Annotated in this window: 12 protein-coding genes; 7 read left to right on the forward strand and 5 right to left on the reverse strand. The window is 74.7% G+C overall.

The window, feature by feature from the left end; genetic code table 11:
• Positions 1 to 13: 13 nt before the first annotated feature.
• Entirely contained in the window at positions 14 to 2593 is a 2580-nt protein-coding gene (locus ACN260_RS09190; RefSeq protein WP_422755539.1) for a nitrate- and nitrite sensing domain-containing protein, read from the forward strand.
• 5 nt (positions 2594 to 2598) lie between these two features.
• Positions 2599 to 3012, forward strand: a complete 414-nt coding sequence (locus ACN260_RS09195) for a roadblock/LC7 domain-containing protein (RefSeq protein ID WP_204926246.1) — start codon at positions 2599 to 2601, stop codon at positions 3010 to 3012.
• Between the two features lie 80 nt (positions 3013 to 3092).
• Here the strand turns inward: ACN260_RS09195 and ACN260_RS09200 are convergent, their stop codons facing one another.
• Positions 3093 to 4586 carry a GH1 family beta-glucosidase gene (locus tag ACN260_RS09200; RefSeq protein WP_422755540.1) on the reverse strand — a complete coding sequence of 498 codons (1494 nt, stop codon included), beginning with the start codon at positions 4584 to 4586 and terminating at the stop codon, positions 3093 to 3095.
• An 896-nt stretch (positions 4587 to 5482) separates the two neighbouring features.
• On the opposite strand from ACN260_RS09200, the gene ACN260_RS09205 reads away from it, so the two are divergent.
• Positions 5483 to 8380, forward strand: coding sequence for a glycoside hydrolase family 48 protein (locus ACN260_RS09205; protein WP_422756670.1), 2898 nt, complete (start codon positions 5483 to 5485; stop codon positions 8378 to 8380).
• Between the two features lie 338 nt (positions 8381 to 8718).
• On the opposite strand, the gene ACN260_RS09210 is transcribed toward ACN260_RS09205, so the two are convergent.
• Positions 8719 to 9342, reverse strand: coding sequence for a DUF3159 domain-containing protein (locus ACN260_RS09210; RefSeq protein WP_422756671.1), 624 nt, complete (start codon positions 9340 to 9342; stop codon positions 8719 to 8721).
• Positions 9343 to 9662: 320 nt separating this feature from the next.
• On the opposite strand from ACN260_RS09210, the gene ACN260_RS09215 reads away from it, so the two are divergent.
• Complete coding sequence (locus tag ACN260_RS09215; RefSeq protein ID WP_422755541.1) at positions 9663 to 10550, forward strand: phosphatase PAP2 family protein; 888 nt, start codon at positions 9663 to 9665, stop codon at positions 10548 to 10550.
• Positions 10551 to 10563: 13 nt separating this feature from the next.
• Complete coding sequence (locus tag ACN260_RS09220; RefSeq protein ID WP_422755542.1) at positions 10564 to 11262, forward strand: maleylpyruvate isomerase N-terminal domain-containing protein; 699 nt, start codon at positions 10564 to 10566, stop codon at positions 11260 to 11262.
• A gap of 156 nt (positions 11263 to 11418) precedes the next feature.
• On the opposite strand, the gene ACN260_RS09225 is transcribed toward ACN260_RS09220, so the two are convergent.
• A complete protein-coding gene (locus ACN260_RS09225) occupies positions 11419 to 12633 on the reverse strand; it encodes a low temperature requirement protein A (protein WP_422755543.1) in 1215 nt (404 codons plus the stop codon).
• 123 nt (positions 12634 to 12756) lie between these two features.
• Here ACN260_RS09225 and ACN260_RS09230 point away from each other — a divergent pair, with 123 nt between their 5' ends.
• Together ACN260_RS09230 and ACN260_RS09235 are read left to right on the forward strand one after the other, a co-directional pair.
• Positions 12757 to 13776 carry an LLM class F420-dependent oxidoreductase gene (locus ACN260_RS09230; RefSeq protein ID WP_422755544.1) on the forward strand — a complete coding sequence of 340 codons (1020 nt, stop codon included), beginning with the start codon at positions 12757 to 12759 and terminating at the stop codon, positions 13774 to 13776.
• 1 nt (position 13777) lies between these two features.
• Positions 13778 to 14587 carry an SDR family oxidoreductase gene (locus ACN260_RS09235; RefSeq protein WP_422755545.1) on the forward strand — a complete coding sequence of 270 codons (810 nt, stop codon included), beginning with the start codon at positions 13778 to 13780 and terminating at the stop codon, positions 14585 to 14587.
• 142 nt (positions 14588 to 14729) lie between these two features.
• On the opposite strand, the gene ACN260_RS09240 is transcribed toward ACN260_RS09235, so the two are convergent.
• Complete coding sequence (locus ACN260_RS09240; protein ID WP_422755546.1) at positions 14730 to 17138, reverse strand: DUF3488 and transglutaminase-like domain-containing protein; 2409 nt, start codon at positions 17136 to 17138, stop codon at positions 14730 to 14732.
• Positions 17114 to 18298, reverse strand: a complete 1185-nt coding sequence (locus tag ACN260_RS09245) for a DUF58 domain-containing protein (RefSeq protein ID WP_422755547.1) — start codon at positions 18296 to 18298, stop codon at positions 17114 to 17116. The genes ACN260_RS09240 and ACN260_RS09245 overlap by 25 nt, the downstream gene beginning before the upstream one ends.
• Positions 18299 to 18301: the final 3 nt, after the last annotated feature.

Raw genomic sequence — 18301 nt, forward strand, 5'->3', positions numbered from 1 at the left:
GAGGAGGCGAGACGTGGACGCAGGTCCCGACCCGACACCGAGCGCGGAGTCGCCGGGTCGGAACCGGTTCGACGAGCGGGTCGTACCGCACCGGCGGCGCTCGCCGTTGCGGCTGCGGGACTGGCGGATGCGCACCAAACTCGCCACCGTCCTGGTCATCCCGTCGGTGGCGTTCCTGGTGCTGGCCGGGGTGCAGACCGCGGGGCTGGTGGGACGCACCACGGCGCTCAACGACTTCGCCCGGCAGGTCGGCATCGGGCAGCAGATCACCACGGCCGTCGACCGGCTCCAGCAGGAACGCGACCGTACCGCCGGTGAGCTGGCCGCGCTGAGACGGGCGGGCAGCGCCGCCGACCGCGACGCGGCGCTCGTCGCGCTCCGGCCGCTGCACGCGGCCACCGACACGGCCTTCGGGGCGTTACGCGAGGCGGCCGGGCCGCTGGCCGACTCCGACGCCGCCTGGCAGGTCGCCTACGCCGAGGCGGTGGAGGCGTACGACCAGGTGGTCTACATCCGCTCGGCGGTGCCGCCGGCGGTGCTGGGCAGCGACACCATCCTGGGCAACTACCACCGGGCGGTGGAGGCGTTGCTCGGCCTGCTCGCCGAGCCGAACCCGGGGCCGGACCGTCCGGAGTTGACCGACGCGGTGCTGCGCTACGTGCAGCTGGCCCGGGTCAAGGAGCTGTCCGCCCGGATCAGGGGCCAGTTGTACGCCGCCTCCCGGGCCGGCCGGTACGGCCTGGAGGACCAGGTCAACCTCGCCGACCTGCGGGCGCAGCAGCTCGCCGCGCTGGGCGCGTTCCGGGTGGCCGCGACGACCGACCAGATCCAGGCGTACGACCGGATCTCGCGGACGCCGGCGTTCGTGGACGCCACCCGGCTGGAGGAGAGGAGCATCAGCACCGGCGGCACCGCCCTGCCCGCGGTACTGCCCGCCAACCAGTGGTGGACGGCCAGCGAGCAGCGGCAGGAGCTGCTGCGGCAGCTGGAGGACCGGGTGCTCGACGACGCGGTGGCCCGGGCCGACGAGGTCAGCGGCGCCCAGCTGCGCACCACCCTGCTGGTGCTGGGCGGCATCGTGGTGGTGCTGGCCCTGGCGGTGCTGCTGGCCGTCCTGGTCGGCCGGTCGATCGCGAACTCGATGCAGCGGCTGCGGGACCAGGCGTTGCGGATCGCCCAGGTGGAGTTGCCGGACGCCCTGAAACGGCTGCGCGCGGTCGACGGCGGGGTGCCGGCGATCGACGTGCCGCCGGCCGTGGTCCGCTCGCTGGACGAGATCGGCGAGCTGGCCGAGGCGTTCGTGGCGGTGCACCGCAGCGCGGTCAGCGTCGCGGTGGAGCAGGCGGAGACCCGCCGGACGGTCAACGCGATGTTCGTCAACCTGGCCCGGCGCAGCCAGGTGCTGGTGGAACGGCAACTGGAGCTGCTGGACGACCTGGAACGGGAGGAGGCCGACCCGGACCAGTTGGAGAACCTGTTCAAGCTGGACCACCTGGCTGCCCGGATGCGCCGTAACGACGAGAGCCTGTTGGTGCTCGCCGGCACCGAGTCGACCCGCCGGTGGAACAAGCCGGTGCGGTTGGGTGCGGTGCTGCTCGCGGCCAGCGCCGAGATCGAGCAGTACCAGCGGGTCCGCCACGAGTCGGTGGCCGACCTGTACGTGGTGGGGCACGCCGTCGGGGAGCTGGTGCACCTGGTGGCGGAGCTGCTGGAGAACGCGACCGCCTTCTCCCGGCCGGACACCGTGGTCCGGGTGACCGCGCGGGCCGAGGACGGTGGTGCGGTGGTGGACATCGCCGACGCCGGCCTCGGCATGAGCCCGACCGCGTTGGCGCAGGCCAACGCGGTGTTGGCGGAGCCGCCGGTGGCCGACGTGGCAGCAATCGAGCGGATGGGTCACTTCGTGGTCAGCCACCTGGCCGCCCGGCACGGCGTCGGCGTGCGGCTGGCCGCGCAGGGGCAGGGGCTGGTGGCCAGGTTGACGCTGCCGGCGGCCCTGCTCGCCCCGGCGCCGGAGCTGGACGGGTCAGCGCCGAACGCGTCCGCCGGGTCGAGGGCGTTGGCCCCGGTCGCCCCCGCCGGCCTGCCGGCCCGTCCGGCCGTGGGGTCGCCGTCCGGTCCGGTCGGGCCACCCTCGCGTCCGGCGCAGTGGCCCGGCCCCGGCGGGGTCGCCCCGGCGGAGCTGCCGGTGGCGGGCCGTCGCCCGGTTCCGTCGCCGCCGGACCAGCTCCCGGCCCGGGTCGCGGACGTGCGGACGCCGACCCCCGCGGCCGACGGCGGCTGGTGGTCGCGGCAGGGTCCGGCCCCGTCGTCGCCGGCCACCCTGGGCGGGGGTACCCCGGCGCCGCCGCTGGTGCCGGTCACCGGCGGCACCAACGAAAGGGGGTTGCCGGTGCGGGTGCCGATGGCCCAGCTGACCTCGGTGACCGAGCCGGCCCGGCCGCCGTCGGCCCGGGTCCGCGAGGACCCGGACCCGGAGGCGGTGGGCGGGATGCTGTCCCGGCTCTACAGCGGCGTGCGCCGTGCCGAGGCTGAGGAGACCACCGAGTTAATCTTGCCGCCGGGTGCGCGCAGCGAAGGAGGACGACAGTGATGACACTGAGCCAGGAGGCGCGTGACCTGAACTGGTTGGTCAACGCGTTCGCCGAGCGGGTGCCCGGGGTGGCGCACGCGGTGGTGGTCTCCTCGGACGGTCTGCTGGTGGCGATCTCGGCGCAGTTGCCCCGCGACCACGCGGACAAGCTGGCCGCCGTGACGTCGGGGCTGATGAGCATCACCGCGGGCGCGGCCCAGATGTTCGACGGGGACGTGGTCAAGCAGACCGTGGTCGAGATGGGCCGGGGCTACTTCCTGGTGATGCAGATCCGGGACGGGTCGATCCTGGCCACCCTGGCCGGTGCGGACGCGGACATCGGCGTGGTGGGCTACGAGATGGCGCGGCTGGCCAAGCAGGCCGGCGAGATGCTGACCCCGGCGCTGCGTGCGGAACTCCAGCAGGCGTTGCCCCGCTGACGGGCCTCAGGCCGGCTGCCGGGCCGGACCGCCCCCACGCGGTCCGGCCGTGCCGGTGCTGCTCCGGTCCCTGCGTCGGCCTACAGGCCGTTGTCCCGGATGACCTGGCGGTACCAGTGGGCGCTGCGCTTCGGGATGCGCCGCTGGGTCGGGTAGTCCACGTAGACCAGTCCCCAGCGCTGGTCGTAGCCCTCGGCCCACTCGAAGTTGTCGAGCAGCGACCAGACGTGGTAGCTCTCCAGCGGCACGCCGTCGGCGATGGCCCGGTGGGCGGCGGTGAGGTGGTCGCGCAGGAAGGCGATCCGGCCGGCGTCGTCGACGGTGCCGTCCGGGCCGAGCGTGTCCGGGCAGGGCAGACCGTTCTCGGTGACGGTGATCGGGACCGGCCCGTAGTCGCGGGTGACCCGGGTCAGGATGTCGTACATGCCCTGGGGGTAGATCTGCTGCCAGTCCGCCTCGCTGGTGGGCCAGCGGGTGACGGTGTTGCCGTTGCCGGTCAGGTAGAGCGGGGTGTAGTACTGCACGGCGAGCAGGTCGACCGGGCTGGCGATGGTCGCCAGGTCGCCGTCGCGGACGCCCTTGGCCATCCGGCTGTCCGGGCCGAGGTCGGCCAGCACGTCGGCCGGGTAGGCGCCGGTGAGGATGGAGTCCAGGTAGAGCCGGTTCTCGTACCCGTCGTGCAGCTTCGCGGCCGCGGCGGCGGCCGGGCTGTCGTCGGCCGGGTAGCACGGGTGCAGGTTCAGCGCCGGGCCGATCCGGGTGTCGAAGCCGGTGGCCCGCAGGGCGCGCACGGCGAGGCCGTGGGCGAGCTGGAGGTGGTGGGCGACGAGGTAGGCGGCGTCGGCGTCCTGCCGGCCGGGGGCGTGGTGGCCCCAGAGGTAGCCGTTCTGCACCACGGTCTTCGGCTCGTTGATGGTCAACCACACCGGCACCTGGTCGCCGATGCCCCGGAAGACCGCGTCGGCGTAGTCGGCGAACCGGTGGGCGGTGTCCCGGTTCTCCCAGCCGCCGTCGTCCTGCAACGCCTGCGGCAGGTCCCAGTGGAACAGGGTGACCATCGGGGCGATGCCGCGTTCGTGCAGGCCGCCGATGATCCGCTTGTAGAAGTCGAGCCCGCGCTGGTTGGGCTTGCCGGTGCCGTCGGCCTGGATCCGGGGCCAGGAGATGGAGAACCGGTAGCTGCGCAGCCCGAGGTCGCGCATGAGATCGAGGTCGTCGGCCCAGCGGTGGTAGTGGTCGGCGGCCACGTCCCCGGTGTCGCCGTTGCGGGTGCGGCCGGGGGTGTGGCTGAAGGTGTCCCAGACCGATTCGCCCCGGCCGTCCTCCTTGGCGGCGCCCTCGATCTGGTACGCCGAGGTGGCGGCGCCCCAGCCGAAGTCGTGGGGGAAACGCACCCGTTCCGCGGTGGGGTCGGCGGTCGGGTCGCCACCCTTCGGCGCGTCGCAGCCGGCGGCCAGCACGCCGGTGGCCGCGGCCAGGCCGGTGCCGGCGGCGGCGGAGAGCCCGGCGCCGGCGGTGGCGGTGGCGGAGAGCGCGGCGCGGCGCAGCAGGCGTCGCCGGGTGAGTATCGACATGGATGTTTCTCCTCAGGGTGCGGGCCACCCCGACGGCCGGGAGCGCTCCCAGCGCGGGCGTACGACGGCCCGGCCGCCTCGGGGCGGACCGCCAGCCTAGAGGGCCGCGCGTGGGCGGCCGGGATGGGGAATGGCGAGTGTGACGGGCGCCGTCGAGGGACGGTCGGCCGATCTGTCGAGGGGCAGATAGCGATCGAGGCCGGCCGGGCGGCGCGCACGCCTGACCCGTCGGCCTCTTTTCCCGTCGAGTACGGGGGTTTAGTGTGGGGACGGGGGAGGGCAACCCCCGTCCCCACCTGTGTTGCACACACGCACGCTCGAATTGGCGTCCGGCCGTGCGTGTCGCGCGGGAGCCGGGCCACGCGAGTGGCTCTGGTTCCACCTCCCTCCGTGATGGTGGGGTGTGGCTGGCGACGGTGTCCGGGCTGGCCCGTCGTCAGCCGTTCGGGCTGAACCCCGTGGTCGGGCGACCACGGTTGTGACCTTCACTTGTTGCATCTCCGTCGATGGAAGCGCTCCCATCGGCGATGCTGCGACTGTAACGCCCGTCACGGCTTTGTGAAAGCCCCTAAACGAGATCGAAACATCGACCTGCGTTTCGACAGAGGTAGTTGTCGTGGGAGCGCTTCCATGGCACACTGTCGAATCAACGCAGCGGAGCCAGACACGCGCGAGTGATGGGTCGCCGAGGGCATCCGGGTCTCCCGGACGGCACCCGAAGGAACGGCACGACGGCCTGAGCCGTACCCCGTCCCTGCCCCGGCCCACCGGCCGGACCGACCACCATCCCGGCACCTCCGTCCCCCCGCGCACCCCTGTAGCAGCGCGTGGAGGTGCCCCCCGCCGGGGCCCGCAGCCCCGGCCCGGTCCGAGGAGACACCGCGCACATGAGACTCATGGCAAGACGTCGCCGCACGGCGATGCTCGCCGCCACCGCACTCGCCATCGGCGGGGTGGGCCTGCCGGCCAGCGCGGCCCAGGCCGCGCCGGCCTGCGACGTGGTCTACGCCACCAACGACTGGGGCAGCGGCTTCACCGCGAACGTCACCATCAAGAACCTGGGCGACGCGCTCAGCAGCTGGTCGCTCAAGTGGACCTTCCCGAACAGCAGCCAGCGGGTCACCCAGGGCTGGTCGGCGAAGTGGAGCCAGAGCGGCAGCGAGGTCACCGCGACCAACGAGTCCTACAACGGCAACATCGGGACCGGGGGCTCCACCACCATCGGGTTCAACGGCTCCTACTCGGGCAGCAACCCGAAGCCGACGTCGTTCACCCTCAACGGCACCCCGTGCAACGGCACCCCGGCCAACCAGCCGCCGACGGTCACCCTCGGCGTGCCCACCGGTCCGTTCACGGCCCCGGCCGACGTGCCGCTGACCGCCACCGCCAGCGACCCGGACGGGACGATCAGCAAGGTCGAGTTCTACCGCAACGGCCTGCTGGTCAACACCGACACCTCCGCGCCGTACGCGTACACGCTGACCTCGCTGCCGGCCGGCAGCTACACGGTCCAGGCCAAGGCGTACGACAACGCCAACGGCATCGGCGTGTCGGAGAAGTCGTTCACCGTCAGCCCCGCCACCGGCCCGGCGCTGGTCGCCACGCCCTCCGCGGTGAGCGTCAACGAGGGTGGCAGCAGCACCTTCAACCTCAAGCTCAGCGCCGCGCCCTCGGGCAACGTGCCGGTCACCATCACCCGTGCCGGTGACACCGACATCACGGTCTCGCCGGCCACCGTCACGCTGACCCCGAGCAACTGGAGCACCGGGGCCACCGTCACGGTCGCCGCGGCGGAGGACGCCGACACCGCCGGTGGCACCGCCACCATCACCGCGGCCGGCACCGGGGTCTCCTCGGTGGTGGTCACCGCCACCGAGATCGACAACGACACTCCCGGTGGCGACAACGCCTACGTGGCGAAGTTCCTCGACCAGTACGGCAAGATCAAGAACTCGGGCTACTTCAGCCCCGAGGGTGTGCCGTACCACTCGATCGAGACGCTGATCGTCGAGGCCCCCGACCACGGCCACGAGACCACCTCCGAGGCGTTCAGCTACTGGCTGTGGCTGGAGGCCTACTACGGCCGGGTGACCCAGAACTGGGCGCCGTTCAACAACGCCTGGACGGTGATGGAGAAGTACATCATCCCGTCGCACGCCGACCAGCCCACCGCGGGCGTCGCCGGCACCCCGCAGTACGCCGCCGAGTACAACCTGCCCAGCCAGTACCCGTCGGCGCTGAACGCCAGCGTCCCGGTCGGCCAGGACCCGCTGCGCTCGGAGCTGCAGTCCACCTACGGCACCGGCGACATCTACGGCATGCACTGGCTGATGGACGTCGACAACACCTACGGCTTCGGCCGCTGCGGTGACGGCACCACCAAGCCGGCGTACATCAACACCTTCCAGCGCGGCACGCAGGAGTCGGTGTGGGAGACCATCCCGCAGCCGTCCTGCGACACCTTCAAGCACGGCGGCCAGTACGGCTACCTCGACCTGTTCGTCAAGGACTCGGGTGCCCCGGCCAAGCAGTGGAAGTACACCAACGCCCCGGACGCCGACGCCCGCGCCGTGCAGGCCGCGTACTGGGCGCTGACCTGGGCCAAGGCGCAGGGCAAGCAGGCCGACGTCGCCGCCACCGTGGCCAAGGCCGCCAAGATGGGCGACTACCTGCGGTACGCGATGTACGACAAGTACTTCAAGAAGATCGGCAACTGCGTCGGGGCCAGCACCTGCCCCGCCGGCACCGGCAAGGACTCGGCGCACTACCTGCTGTCCTGGTACTACGCCTGGGGTGGCGCGTACGACGCCAGCGCCGGCTGGTCCTGGCGGATCGGTTCCAGCCACAGCCACTTCGGCTACCAGAACCCGTTCGCGGCCTGGGCGATGACCAACATCAACGAGCTCAAGCCGAAGTCCCCGACCGCGGTCGCGGACTGGCAGAAGAGCCTCGACCGGCAGCTGGAGTTCTACACCTGGCTCCAGTCCGCCGAGGGCGGCATCGCCGGTGGCGCCACCAACAGCTGGGACGGTAGCTACGCCCAGCCGCCGGCCGGCACCGCCACCTTCTACGGCATGTACTACGACGTCGACCCGGTCTACAACGACCCGCCGTCGAACCAGTGGTTCGGTATGCAGGTCTGGTCGATGCAGCGCATCGCCGAGCTGTACCTGGAGACCGGCAACACCAAGGCCAAGGCGCTGCTCGACAAGTGGGTGCCGTGGGCGATCGCCAACACCAAGCTGGGCACCAACTGGGCGGTTCCGTCCGAGCTGAAGTGGACGGGCCAGCCCGCCAACTGGAACCCGAGCAGCCCGGCGTCCAACACCGGCCTGCACGTCGAGGTCAGCTCCACGGGCCAGGACGTCGGCGTCACCGGCTCCCTCGCCCGGACCCTGATCGCGTACGCGGCCAAGTCCGGCAACACGCAGGCGAAGACCACCGCCAAGGGTCTGCTGGACGCGCTCTCGGCGGCCAGCGACAGCAAGGGTGTGTCGACGACCGAGACCCGCGGCGACTACAAGCGGTTCGACGACGTCTACAACGCCGCCGACGGCCAGGGCCTCTACGTGCCGCCGGGCTGGACCGGGAAGATGCCCAACGGTGACACCATCGCCGCCGGCAAGAGCTTCCTGGACATCCGGTCGTTCTACAAGAACGACCCGGACTGGCCGAAGGTCGACGCGTACCTCAAGGGCGGCCCCGAGCCGACCTTCAACTACCACCGGTTCTGGGCCCAGTCCGACATCGCCATGGCGTACGCGGACTACGGGATGCTCTTCCCGAACGGGTGAGTTGACCCTGCCGGGTGGGTGGCGCGGCGCCACCCACCCGGAGGCCGACCGGGCCCGGGGGAGCGGACAGCCCGGTCGGCGGGCGGCCTGATTCCCACGGTCAGGCCGGGGGTGGGTCGACCGTCCGGCCGACGCAGCGGAGCGGCCGGCCCACCCCGCCATACCCCCTTCCCGCCCCGGCGGGAAAGCGGTGAAAAAAGAGCGCGCGCGGGATAACGCGACGCCCTATGACGGAGTACCGTGTTGATCGGAGAGGCCGCTCCCCCCGTGGCGGCCTCTCCTTCAACGTCTGTGCCCCCGGCGCCCCGCGCCCCACGTCGGCAACGGGCGGTCCCGGCTCACCCGGGTTGCACCGGGTGCCGCAGCCCCGGATGACCGGCCGGCAGCGACCGGCGGATCACCACCCAGCTCACCGTCAGCGCCGCCGCCACCAGCGGCCAGGTCAACGCCACCCGGGCCACGGTCAACGCGACCACCTGCCCGCCCAGCCACAGCGGCAGGAACACCGCCACCCGCAGCACGTAGGTGGCCGCCCACACCCAACTGCCCCGCCCGTACGCCCGCAACAGCGCCGGGTCGCGCCGCCACCGCCCCCGCTGCCGCAGCGCCGCCCCGACGACCACGCCGAGCAGCGGCCGGCGTACCACGATGCTCACCATCCAGACCAGCGCGCTGGCGAGGTTCGAGAAGACCTGTACCGCGAAGAAGTCGGCCGCCCGGCCGGTGCGCAGCGCCACCACGGCGGCCAGGCACACGGCCAGCAGCCCGATCAGCACCGCCCGGGGGCGGTCCCCGCGCCGCCACCGCCACAGCGCCACCGCCGTGCCGGCCAGCACCGCCACCGCCACCCCGCCGACGACCGACCGTCCGGTCACCAGCCAGCCGACGGTGAACGCCACCGGCGGCAGGGTCGCGTCGATCGCGCCACCGCGCCCACCGAGCAGACCGGCCAACGACTCCACCTGCTCCGGCGTCCCCGCCGGCCCCTGCCCTGCCGTCGGCCCCGGCCCCACGGGCGGCGCGTCGGCCGGTTGCCCGGCCGGCGGCACGGCGTCGGCCGGCTGCGCGTCTGCCTGCGGCAGGGCAGGGGCCGGTGGCGGGGCGTCGGCCGGTCGCCCGGCCGGTGGCTGCGGGGCCGGCCCGTGGGGTGTCGGCGGGTTCCCCGCCGGCGGTCGTCCGTGTCCTGGTGTGCCGGTCACCGTCACCTCCCGTGGTCCCGTGTCAAGGTATCCGGACCGTCCCGGTGGGCCCACGCGCGACGTGCCGCGCGTGCCGCTACGGTGTGCGGGTGCGTGCGACGGCAAGGGGTTGGACCGCGGTCTGGTTGGTCGTGCTGGCGTTGGCCCAGACGGCGGCCTTCCTGCTGGTGTGGAAGTTCGCCGTGCACACCGGGACCGGGCAGTGGCTCGACACCGTCGCGTTGACCGGCAACCGGATCGGCCAGGACCGCATCGACGGTCTGGTCAACCGGATCCTCAACGCCATGTCGGTGGTCTCCCTGCTGGCGGCCATGGTGGTGATCTTCTTCATCGCCCTGATCCGGGGCCGCAAGGCGCTCGCCATCTCGGCCACCCTGCTGATCGCCGGGGCGAACGTCACCACCCAGGTGCTCAAGTACGTCATCGACCGGCCCGCGCTCGGCATCGACCCGCAACGCGACGCGGTCGGCAACAGCCTGCCCAGTGGACACACCACCATCGCCGCCTCGGTGGCGCTGGCGCTGATCCTGGTGCTGCCCGCCAAGGTGCGCGTGCTCGGGGCGTTCCTCGGCACCGCGTACGCCGCCGTCGCCGGGGTGGCCACCCTCTCCGCCGGCTGGCACCGGCCCAGCGACGCGGTCGCCGCCTTCCTGGTCGTCGGGGTCTGGGCGGCGCTGGCCGGCCTGCTGCTGCTGGTGTTCCAGCACGAGCAGGCGCAGGTCGCCCCCGATGACGCCCACAAGGTGGCCGCCAGTGTGCTCGGTATCGGTGGCCTGCTGGCCGTCCTCGGCTGCGGGCTGGCCCTGTCCGGCCTGCTCGACCAGCAGCAGACGCCGGTGGACGAGCTGACCCGTCGCACCCTGTTCATCGGGTACGCCGGCAGCGCCGCCGGGATCGCCGGCACCATGGGGGTGGTGGCGGCGCTGGTGCTGCTGTCCGTGCACCGCCTGGTGCCCCGCTGGAAGGGCTGAGGACCTCCCGACCGTGACGTCGCTGGCCGGTACGGCGTTCCGAGTCGAGTGTGCCCGGCTGGCCGTGGTCCTGGCCACGCTGACCGACGCGGACCTGGACCGGCCCACCCCGTGCCCGCCCTGGGCGGTCCGGGACCTCGTCGCCCACGTCCGCACGGGTGCCGGACGCCTGGTCGACATGCTCGCCGCGCCCGCGCCACCGCGCGCCGAGGTGGACGCCGCCGGCTACTTCGGCCCGGCGAAGTTCACCCCGCAGGTCGACGCCGACCGGATCGCCGACGCCCGGCGGGCGGCCCGCGGTCCCACCACCCCGACCGGGTCCACGGAAGCGGTGGCGACCGCGGCGGCCTTCACCGCCGCCTGGCGGGCGACCGACGAGGCGGTGCGGACGAAGCCCGCCGACCGGGTCGTCCGCACCCGCCACGGTGACCCGATGACGGTGCACGAGTTCCTGGTGACCCGCGTGGTGGAGGTCGGCGTGCACGGGCTGGACCTGGCGGTGGCGCTGGACCGCGGGCCGTGGCTCACCCCCGCCGCCGCGCGGGTGATCGCCGACCTGGTCACCGGGGGACGACCGGTGCCGGACGGGCTCGGCTGGGACCGTCTCACCCTGGTCCGTAAGACCACCGGCCGGGCCCCGCTCACCGCCGCCGAACAGCGGATCGTCACGGCGCAACCCTGGCCCCACCTGTCCCTCACCACCCCCACCTGACCCACCCCCGCGCTGCTGTGCCCCGCGCTGCTGTGCCTCCGTGACTGTGCCCCGGTGATCAAGAGGTTCGCGTCAGTTCCGATCATCAACGTGACGCAAACTTCTTGATCACCGGGGCCAGACCGCTGGGCGGGTGGGGGTGGGTGGGGTGGGTGGTTACAGGGGTGGGGCGGGGGGTTCCGGGGGGCGGCCCCGGGCCCGGCGGGCGTCGGCCGCCGCGACCCCGCCGAGCACCAGCGCGGCCACCGTGGCGGAGACCAGCGGCACCACGTGCAGCAGCAGCGGGAAGAGCACGACCAGCAGCACCGCCGCGAGCCACCGCGACGGCGACACCCGGCCGAAGACCTCGTACTCGAAGCGGGCGCGGGCGAGCAGGAAGAGCACCGGGCTGCCCACCACCAGCACCACCCACGCCGCCTCGGGGGAGGTGAGCGGGTGCTCGATGGTCAGCTCGTACCCGATCGCCGTACCGACCAGCCCCACCACCATCGCCAGGTGGGTGTCCGCCGCCGAGCGGCCGGTGTCCGACGGGTGCCGGGACCGCACCACCGCCTGGGCGAGCACCTGCCCGGCCCGCTGCACGTAGATCCGCCACAGCAGCACCGAGGTCACCAGCGCCACCGCGAACGCCCCGGTCCGGGCCGGGTCGAACGGACCCGTGCTGTACGCCAGCCCGCCCACCAGGATCGTCTCGCCCAACGCGATCAGGAAGAACTGCTGGTACCGCTCGGCCAGGTGCTCCCCGGCCACGTCCCAGCGGCTCGCCCTCGACCGGCCCAGCCCCGGCACCGGCCACCCGAACCTGGCGGCCAGGTACTCCACCACCAGCGCCACCGCCCAGAGCACCACCCGGGCGTTGGTGGGCAGCAGCGCGCCGGTCAGCCAGAGCACCCCGGTCGCCGCGAAGATGATCAGCATGCGCAGCTTGAGCCGCCGGTACTCGTGGCTGCCGAGGGCCAGCAGCAGCAGACCCGGGCGGGACACCTGTGCCGCCACGTACGCCACCGCGAAGGCCAGCCCGGTGGAGGTGAACGCCCGGGGGATCGCGACCCCCATCACCATGCTGCACACCAGGGCGGTGATCACGACGAACTGGAGCCAGCTGTGGTGCGGGTCGTACCGGCTGGTCGTCCAGGCGGTGCCCTGCCACACCGCCCAGAGCGCGAAGATCAACAGCAGGGTCTTGCCGCCCCCGGTGACCGGTGACCACCCGGTGGCGCCCCCCGGCTCCAGGGCCAGGTCCTCGAAGGCGCGGAACGAGATGCGGGTGAGCGCGAAGACGTACACCAGGTCGAAGAAGAGTTCCAGGAACGTCGCCCGCTGGGCCTCACCGGTACGCCGCAGCGGAGCGACCTGGTCGCCGCTCGTCATGATCGCCGGCAACTGCCGTCGGCCCAGCCCACCAGGGGTTCGTAACACCCCGGACGGGCCCGGCGGCGAGCATTGCCGAATCCGCCCTTGTTCCGGCGCAGGCGAGCGGGCACGATCGACCGGATGACGAACCGATGGGGCTTCACGGTGCCACTGACCGGTGTCCCGCTCGCCGAGCACGCGGCCGGCTACGCGGCCCTGGCAGAGGCGGGTTTCACCGACCTGTGGTCGTCGGAGGTCAACGGCACCGACGCGTTCACCCCGCTGGCGCTGGCCGCCGCCTGGCAACCCGGGCTGCGGCTGGGCACCGCGATCACCCCCGCCTTCACCCGGGGGCCGGGCCTGCTGGCGATGAGCGCGGCGGCGCTGGCCGAGGCCGCCCCGGGCCGGTTCGCCCTAGGCATCGGCGCGTCCTCCCCGGTGGTGGTGGGGGACTGGAACGGGGTGTCGTACACCGAGCCGTTCCGGCGTACCCGTGACCTGCTGCGGTTCCTGCGGCCGGCGCTGCGGGGCGAGACGGTCGACGGGGCGTTCGACACGTTCCGGGTGCGCCGGTTCACCCTGGAACGCCCGCCGGCCAGCCCACCGCCGGTGCTGCTGGCCGCCCTGCGCCCGGGGATGCTGCGACTGGCCGCCGCCGAGGCAGACGGGGTGATCCTCAACTGGCTGGCTGCCGACGACGTCGCGCAGGCCCTCGCCGAGCTGACCGGGCGCGGCCCCGGCTTCGAGGTGGTCGCCCGGATCTTCGTCTGCCCCACCGAGGACGCCGGCTACGCCCGCACCCTCGGCCGGCGGCTGATCACCAGCTACCTCACCGTTCCCGCGTACGCGGAGTTCCACCGGTGGCTGGGGCGGGAGGACGTGCTCGGCCCGGTCTGGGCGGCCTGGGCGGCAGGTGACCGGCGGGCCGCCGCCGCGGCCGTGCCCGACGAGGTGGTCGACGCGCTGATCCTGCACGGCCCGCCCGAGCACTGCCGCGACCAGGTCCGCCGCTACGCCGACGCGGGCGTGGACGTGCCGGTGCTGGCCCTGCTGCCCACCCCGGAGGTGACCGCCGGTGGGGCCGCCGCCCTGGGCGAGCTGATCACCCGGCTGGGCCCGCCGTCGACGGTGGACGCCGGGCGGCCGGCGGAACGGGGCTGAGATGAACCTGACCGACCGGGTGGTGGTGATCACGGGGGGAGCGGGGGGCATCGGCGCGGCGCTGGCCCGTCGCTTCGCCGCCGAGGGGGCCGCCGCCGTCGTCCTGGCCGATCTCGACGCCGGAGCGACCGCCGCCGTCGCCGAGGCGGTCGGCCCGGTCGCCCGGGGGGTCGCCGTCGACGCCGCCGACGAGGGCCAGGTCCGCGACCTGGTTACCGACACCGAGCGACGGTACGGCCGGATCGACCTGTTCTGCGCCAACGCGGGCGTGGCCACCGGCGTCGGCATCGACGCCCCCGACGCCGACTGGGACCGCGCCTGGCGGGTCAACGTGCTCGCCCACGTGTACGCCGCCCGCGCCGTCCTGCCCGGCATGCTGGCCCGGGGCGGCGGCCACCTGATGCACACCTGCTCGGCGGCCGGGGTGCTGACCGCCGTCGGCGACGCCCCGTACACCGCCACCAAGCATGCGGCGGTCGGGTTGGCCGAGTGGCTGGCGGTCACCTACCGGGACCAGGGCATCCGGGTCAGCGCGCTGTGCCCGCAGGGGGTGGACACCCCGATGCTCGCCGACGGGCTGGCCACCGGCCACCTGGCCGCCCGGGTGATCGCCGCCTCCGGCCCGGTGCTCACCCCCGACCAGGTCGCCGACGCCGCGGTCGCCGGGCTCGCCGAGGAACGCTTCCTCATCCTGCCCCACCCGGAGGTCGCCGGGTACGCGGTGCGCCGCGCCGAGGACCCGGACGGCTGGCAGGCCGGCCTGCGCAAACTGGTCCGCCGGCTGCGCGCCGCCGACCCGCCCCCGGCGTAGCCGTACCAGGCTGCCGCCGCAGGGGGCGCGGCCGACACCGGACCTGACTACCGGGCGACCAGCTACCGGGTGGTGCGGTGGGGCGCTCCCGGCGAGCGTGGCGGCCGGTCGACCGCGCGGGCAGGGTGCCGGGTCGGGGGCGTCAGCGGGTCCAGCGCAGCGGGCCGGGGTGTACCGACCAGAGCAGCCGCCGCCAGCCGGGGCGGGCCGCCCGCAACGCCGTCGCGTAGGCGACGGCGATGTTCCCGGCCCGGTCGGCCTGGGCGTCGGTCAGCGTGCCGGGGGCGAAGGCCGCCTGGTTGAGCAGCCCGGCCAACTCGGTCAGCCCCAGGTCCCCGGCGGGGGCGGTGTCCGGGACGGGTGGGGAACCCCCGGCGCGTGCGGTGTCCGGGACGGGTGGGGAACCCCCGGCGCGTGCGGTGTCCGGGACGGGTGGGGAACCCCCGGCGCGTGCGGTGTCCTCGGCGAGGGCGCGGCGGGCCCGGTCGGCGACCTCGGTGGCGGAGAGGTCCCCGCCGACCGGCCGTCCCGACAGCCGCAGCGCGTCGGTGGTGTGCCGCCACGCGCCGCCCACCCGGGTCCCCGGGTCGCCCCGGCCCAACCGGGCCCGGGTCTGCGCCCGGCGGCACCCGACCAGCCCGGCGAGGACCAGCCCCGCCAGCAGCAACCCACCGGCGCCGAACCCCAGCAGCAGCGGCGTCGGCCCGCCGCGCTCCCCGGTGCTCCGGCCCGGCGCGGCCACCGCCGGCGGGGTGGCCGACGGAGTGCCGGTCGGCTCGGGCACCTCCGACGGCGGCGGGCTCGGCGGGGCCGGCCGGAAGTCGTCCTCCACCGGCCGGGGCGCGGTGTCCGGGCGGGGCCGGGGGTCGAACGGCACCCACCCCACCCCGGCGAAGAGCACCTCCGGCCAGGCGTACGCGTCGGCGGCCCGCACCGGCCCGTCGCCCCGGGCGGTGAACCCGACCACCACCCGGGTGGGCAGGCCGGTCAACCGGCCCAGCACCGCGAAGGCGGCGGCGAACTGCTCCGAGGTGCCCCGCTGGCCGCCGCCACCGCGCGGCCCGAACAGGAAGAACTCCAGATTCGGGTACGCGTGCCCGCTCGGCGCGTCCGCCACCAGCCGGTAGTGCTCGGCGAGGAACTGCTCCACCGCCGCCGCCCGCGCGTACGGGGCGCCGTTCTCCTCGGCCAGGTGGGTGGCGAGCCGGCGCAACCGTTCCGGCGTCCCGTCGGGCACCCGCAGCACCCGGGCCACCTGCGCCCCGGCCGGTACGTCGGCGGTGGCGAGCAGGTTCACGTCCGGCCGCTCCCGCACCGAGGTGACCGTGTACGTCAACCCCGGGGTCAGCCCCTCCGGCCGGATCAACGTGCCGCTCTGCGGGTCGTACGCCACCCGGGCCCCGTCGACGGTGCGGGGGGTGGCCACCGCGGGCAGCAGCCGGCCGGTCAACCCGGCCACGGTGATCTCCTGCCGGACGGTGTCCGCCGCCTGGGGGTCACCGCCGGGCAGGACCCGACCGGCGGTGCGGTAGGTCGCCCCGACCCGCCAGGTCACCCCGTCGTAGTCGCTGAGCACGGCCAGCCGGATCGTGGTCGGCCCGTCGCCCGGGGCCCGGGTCGACACGTCCAGCAGCTCCTGCTGCGGCTCCAACGCCCAGCCGGAGATCCGGATCAGCGGGTTCTCGTCCAGCGACTCCACCCGGGGTGGTGGCACGTAGCGGCGCGGGTCCACCGGCCGGTCGTCGATCCGGCCGGCGAGGGCCGGCCCGAGCAGCGCCGCCGACCCGACCACCACCGCCACCCCGGCGGCGGAGACCACCGTCGCCCGGACCCGCACCGGGCCGCGTACGGCCGGTGGCAGCCCGGCGGCCGGGTCGCCTCCCGGCGTGCGGCCGGCGGCCAGGGCGAGCGCGACCAGCCCGGCGAGCACCACCGACGACCCGACCGCCGGTTCCGCGTTCGGGCCGACGACGTAGACGGCTCCGGCGTACAGCGCCGTGGCCGGCAGGAATCCGAGCAGCACCCGACCGGCCCGCAGCGCCACCTCGGCACCGGCCAGCCCGGCCAGCCAGGCGGCGACCACCGGCACCAGCACCGTGTCCGGGGCCGGTTCGACCGGGATCATCGCGGTGAGCAGCCGGGGCACCGCGTTGCCGGCGGCGTCGGCGGTCACGTCGAGGAATCCGCCCGGCAGGTCGGCGTGCGCGGCGGCGAGCCGCACCGAGCAGGCCGTCGCGCCGAGCATGGCCGCCACCGACAGCGGCGCCACCTGCCACGACGGCAACCGGCGGGCGGCCACGCTGACCAGCACCGCCGCCAGGGCCGCGCCGCCCACCAGCCGGGTCAACAGGTCACCGGCGTACACCCGGTCGAGCACCACGCCGGCCAGGGCGACGGCGGCGACGAGCGTCGCCGGCACCACGGCCGCCCGCAGTACCCGGGCGACGGCCCGGCCCGGCCCACCGCCGGCCGGGCCGTCCGTCCGTGCCCGGGCCGGGTGGGTGGCGTCGGGCCGGTCGGTCACCGTCACCATCGGCCGGTCGCGTCCCACGCGGCGGCGAACGCCGCGCCGTCGACCGCGTCGAGCACCACCGGCCCGGCCGCGCCCGGCGTCGGCCCGGCCGCCCCCAACACCCCCACCACCACCGACGGGTACGCCCCGCGCAGCGCGCCCACCCGGCCGACGTCGTCGCGGCCACCGGGGCCGGTGAGGAAGACCAGCGTGTCACCGGGCCGGTCGGCGCGCAGCCGGGTCAACGTCGCGTCCAGCGCCGCACCGTCGCGGTCACCCGTCGTCGCGCCGTCGGGCCGCCGGCCCGGCAGGTCGGTCAGGGTCACCGCGGCGAGCCGGTCCAGCGGCGGGTCGGCCGTCGCGTCGTCGGCCGGACACACCAGCAGCAGCACCACCGGCAGGTCCTGCCGGAACGCGGCCACCACCAGCGACGCCGCCGCCTCGCAGGCCGCCTCGAACGACGCGGCCACCCCGCCGGAACGGTCCGGGTGGGCGGCGGCCCGGTTGTCCAGCAGCACCACCAGCCGGGGCAGGCTGGTGTCCACGTTCTCCCGCACCATCAGCTCACCCACCCGGGCACTGGTGCGCCAGTGCACCCGACGCAGCTCGTCACCGACCACGTACTCCCGCAACGAGTCGAAGGTGATCGACCCGTGCGGCACCCCGTCCACCCGCCCGTCCAGGCTGCGTCCCGCCCCGGTCGGCACCGCCGTCAACGGGTGCACCCGGGGATGCACCCGGACCACCGCCGTCGGCCCGTACGCGCGGGTCGCGGCGTACAGGCCCAGCGGGTCGCGGCGGGTCACCCGCAGCGGCCCCACCGGCAGCACCCCACGCCGACGGGTCGGCACGTCGTACCCGACGTCGGTGTCCCGGCCGGCCCGCAGCCGCAGCGCCGGCACCGGCACCGGCCGGCCCGCGCACCGGTCCTCGGCCAGCAGGCCGCCCACCCGCAGCCGCCCGGCGTTGCGGACCCTCAGCGCCATCCGGGCCGGCTCGCCCACCGCCACCCGGTCCGGGTCGGCGGTGCGGGACACCACCAGCCGGGGTGTGCGGGCCGCCGACAGCACCGCCTGCCCGACCGCCACCGCGCCCGCCGCCCCCAGCACGGCCAGCTCCGGGTACGCGAACCGCAGCCCCGCGCCGAGCAACGCGGTCGCGGCGACGAGCAGCCCGGTACCCCGGGCGGTGAGCCCCACGCC

The sequence above is a fragment of the Micromonospora sp. WMMD708 genome (genome assembly GCF_049315245.1).
GTDB classification, from domain to species: domain Bacteria; phylum Actinomycetota; class Actinomycetes; order Mycobacteriales; family Micromonosporaceae; genus Micromonospora; species Micromonospora wenchangensis.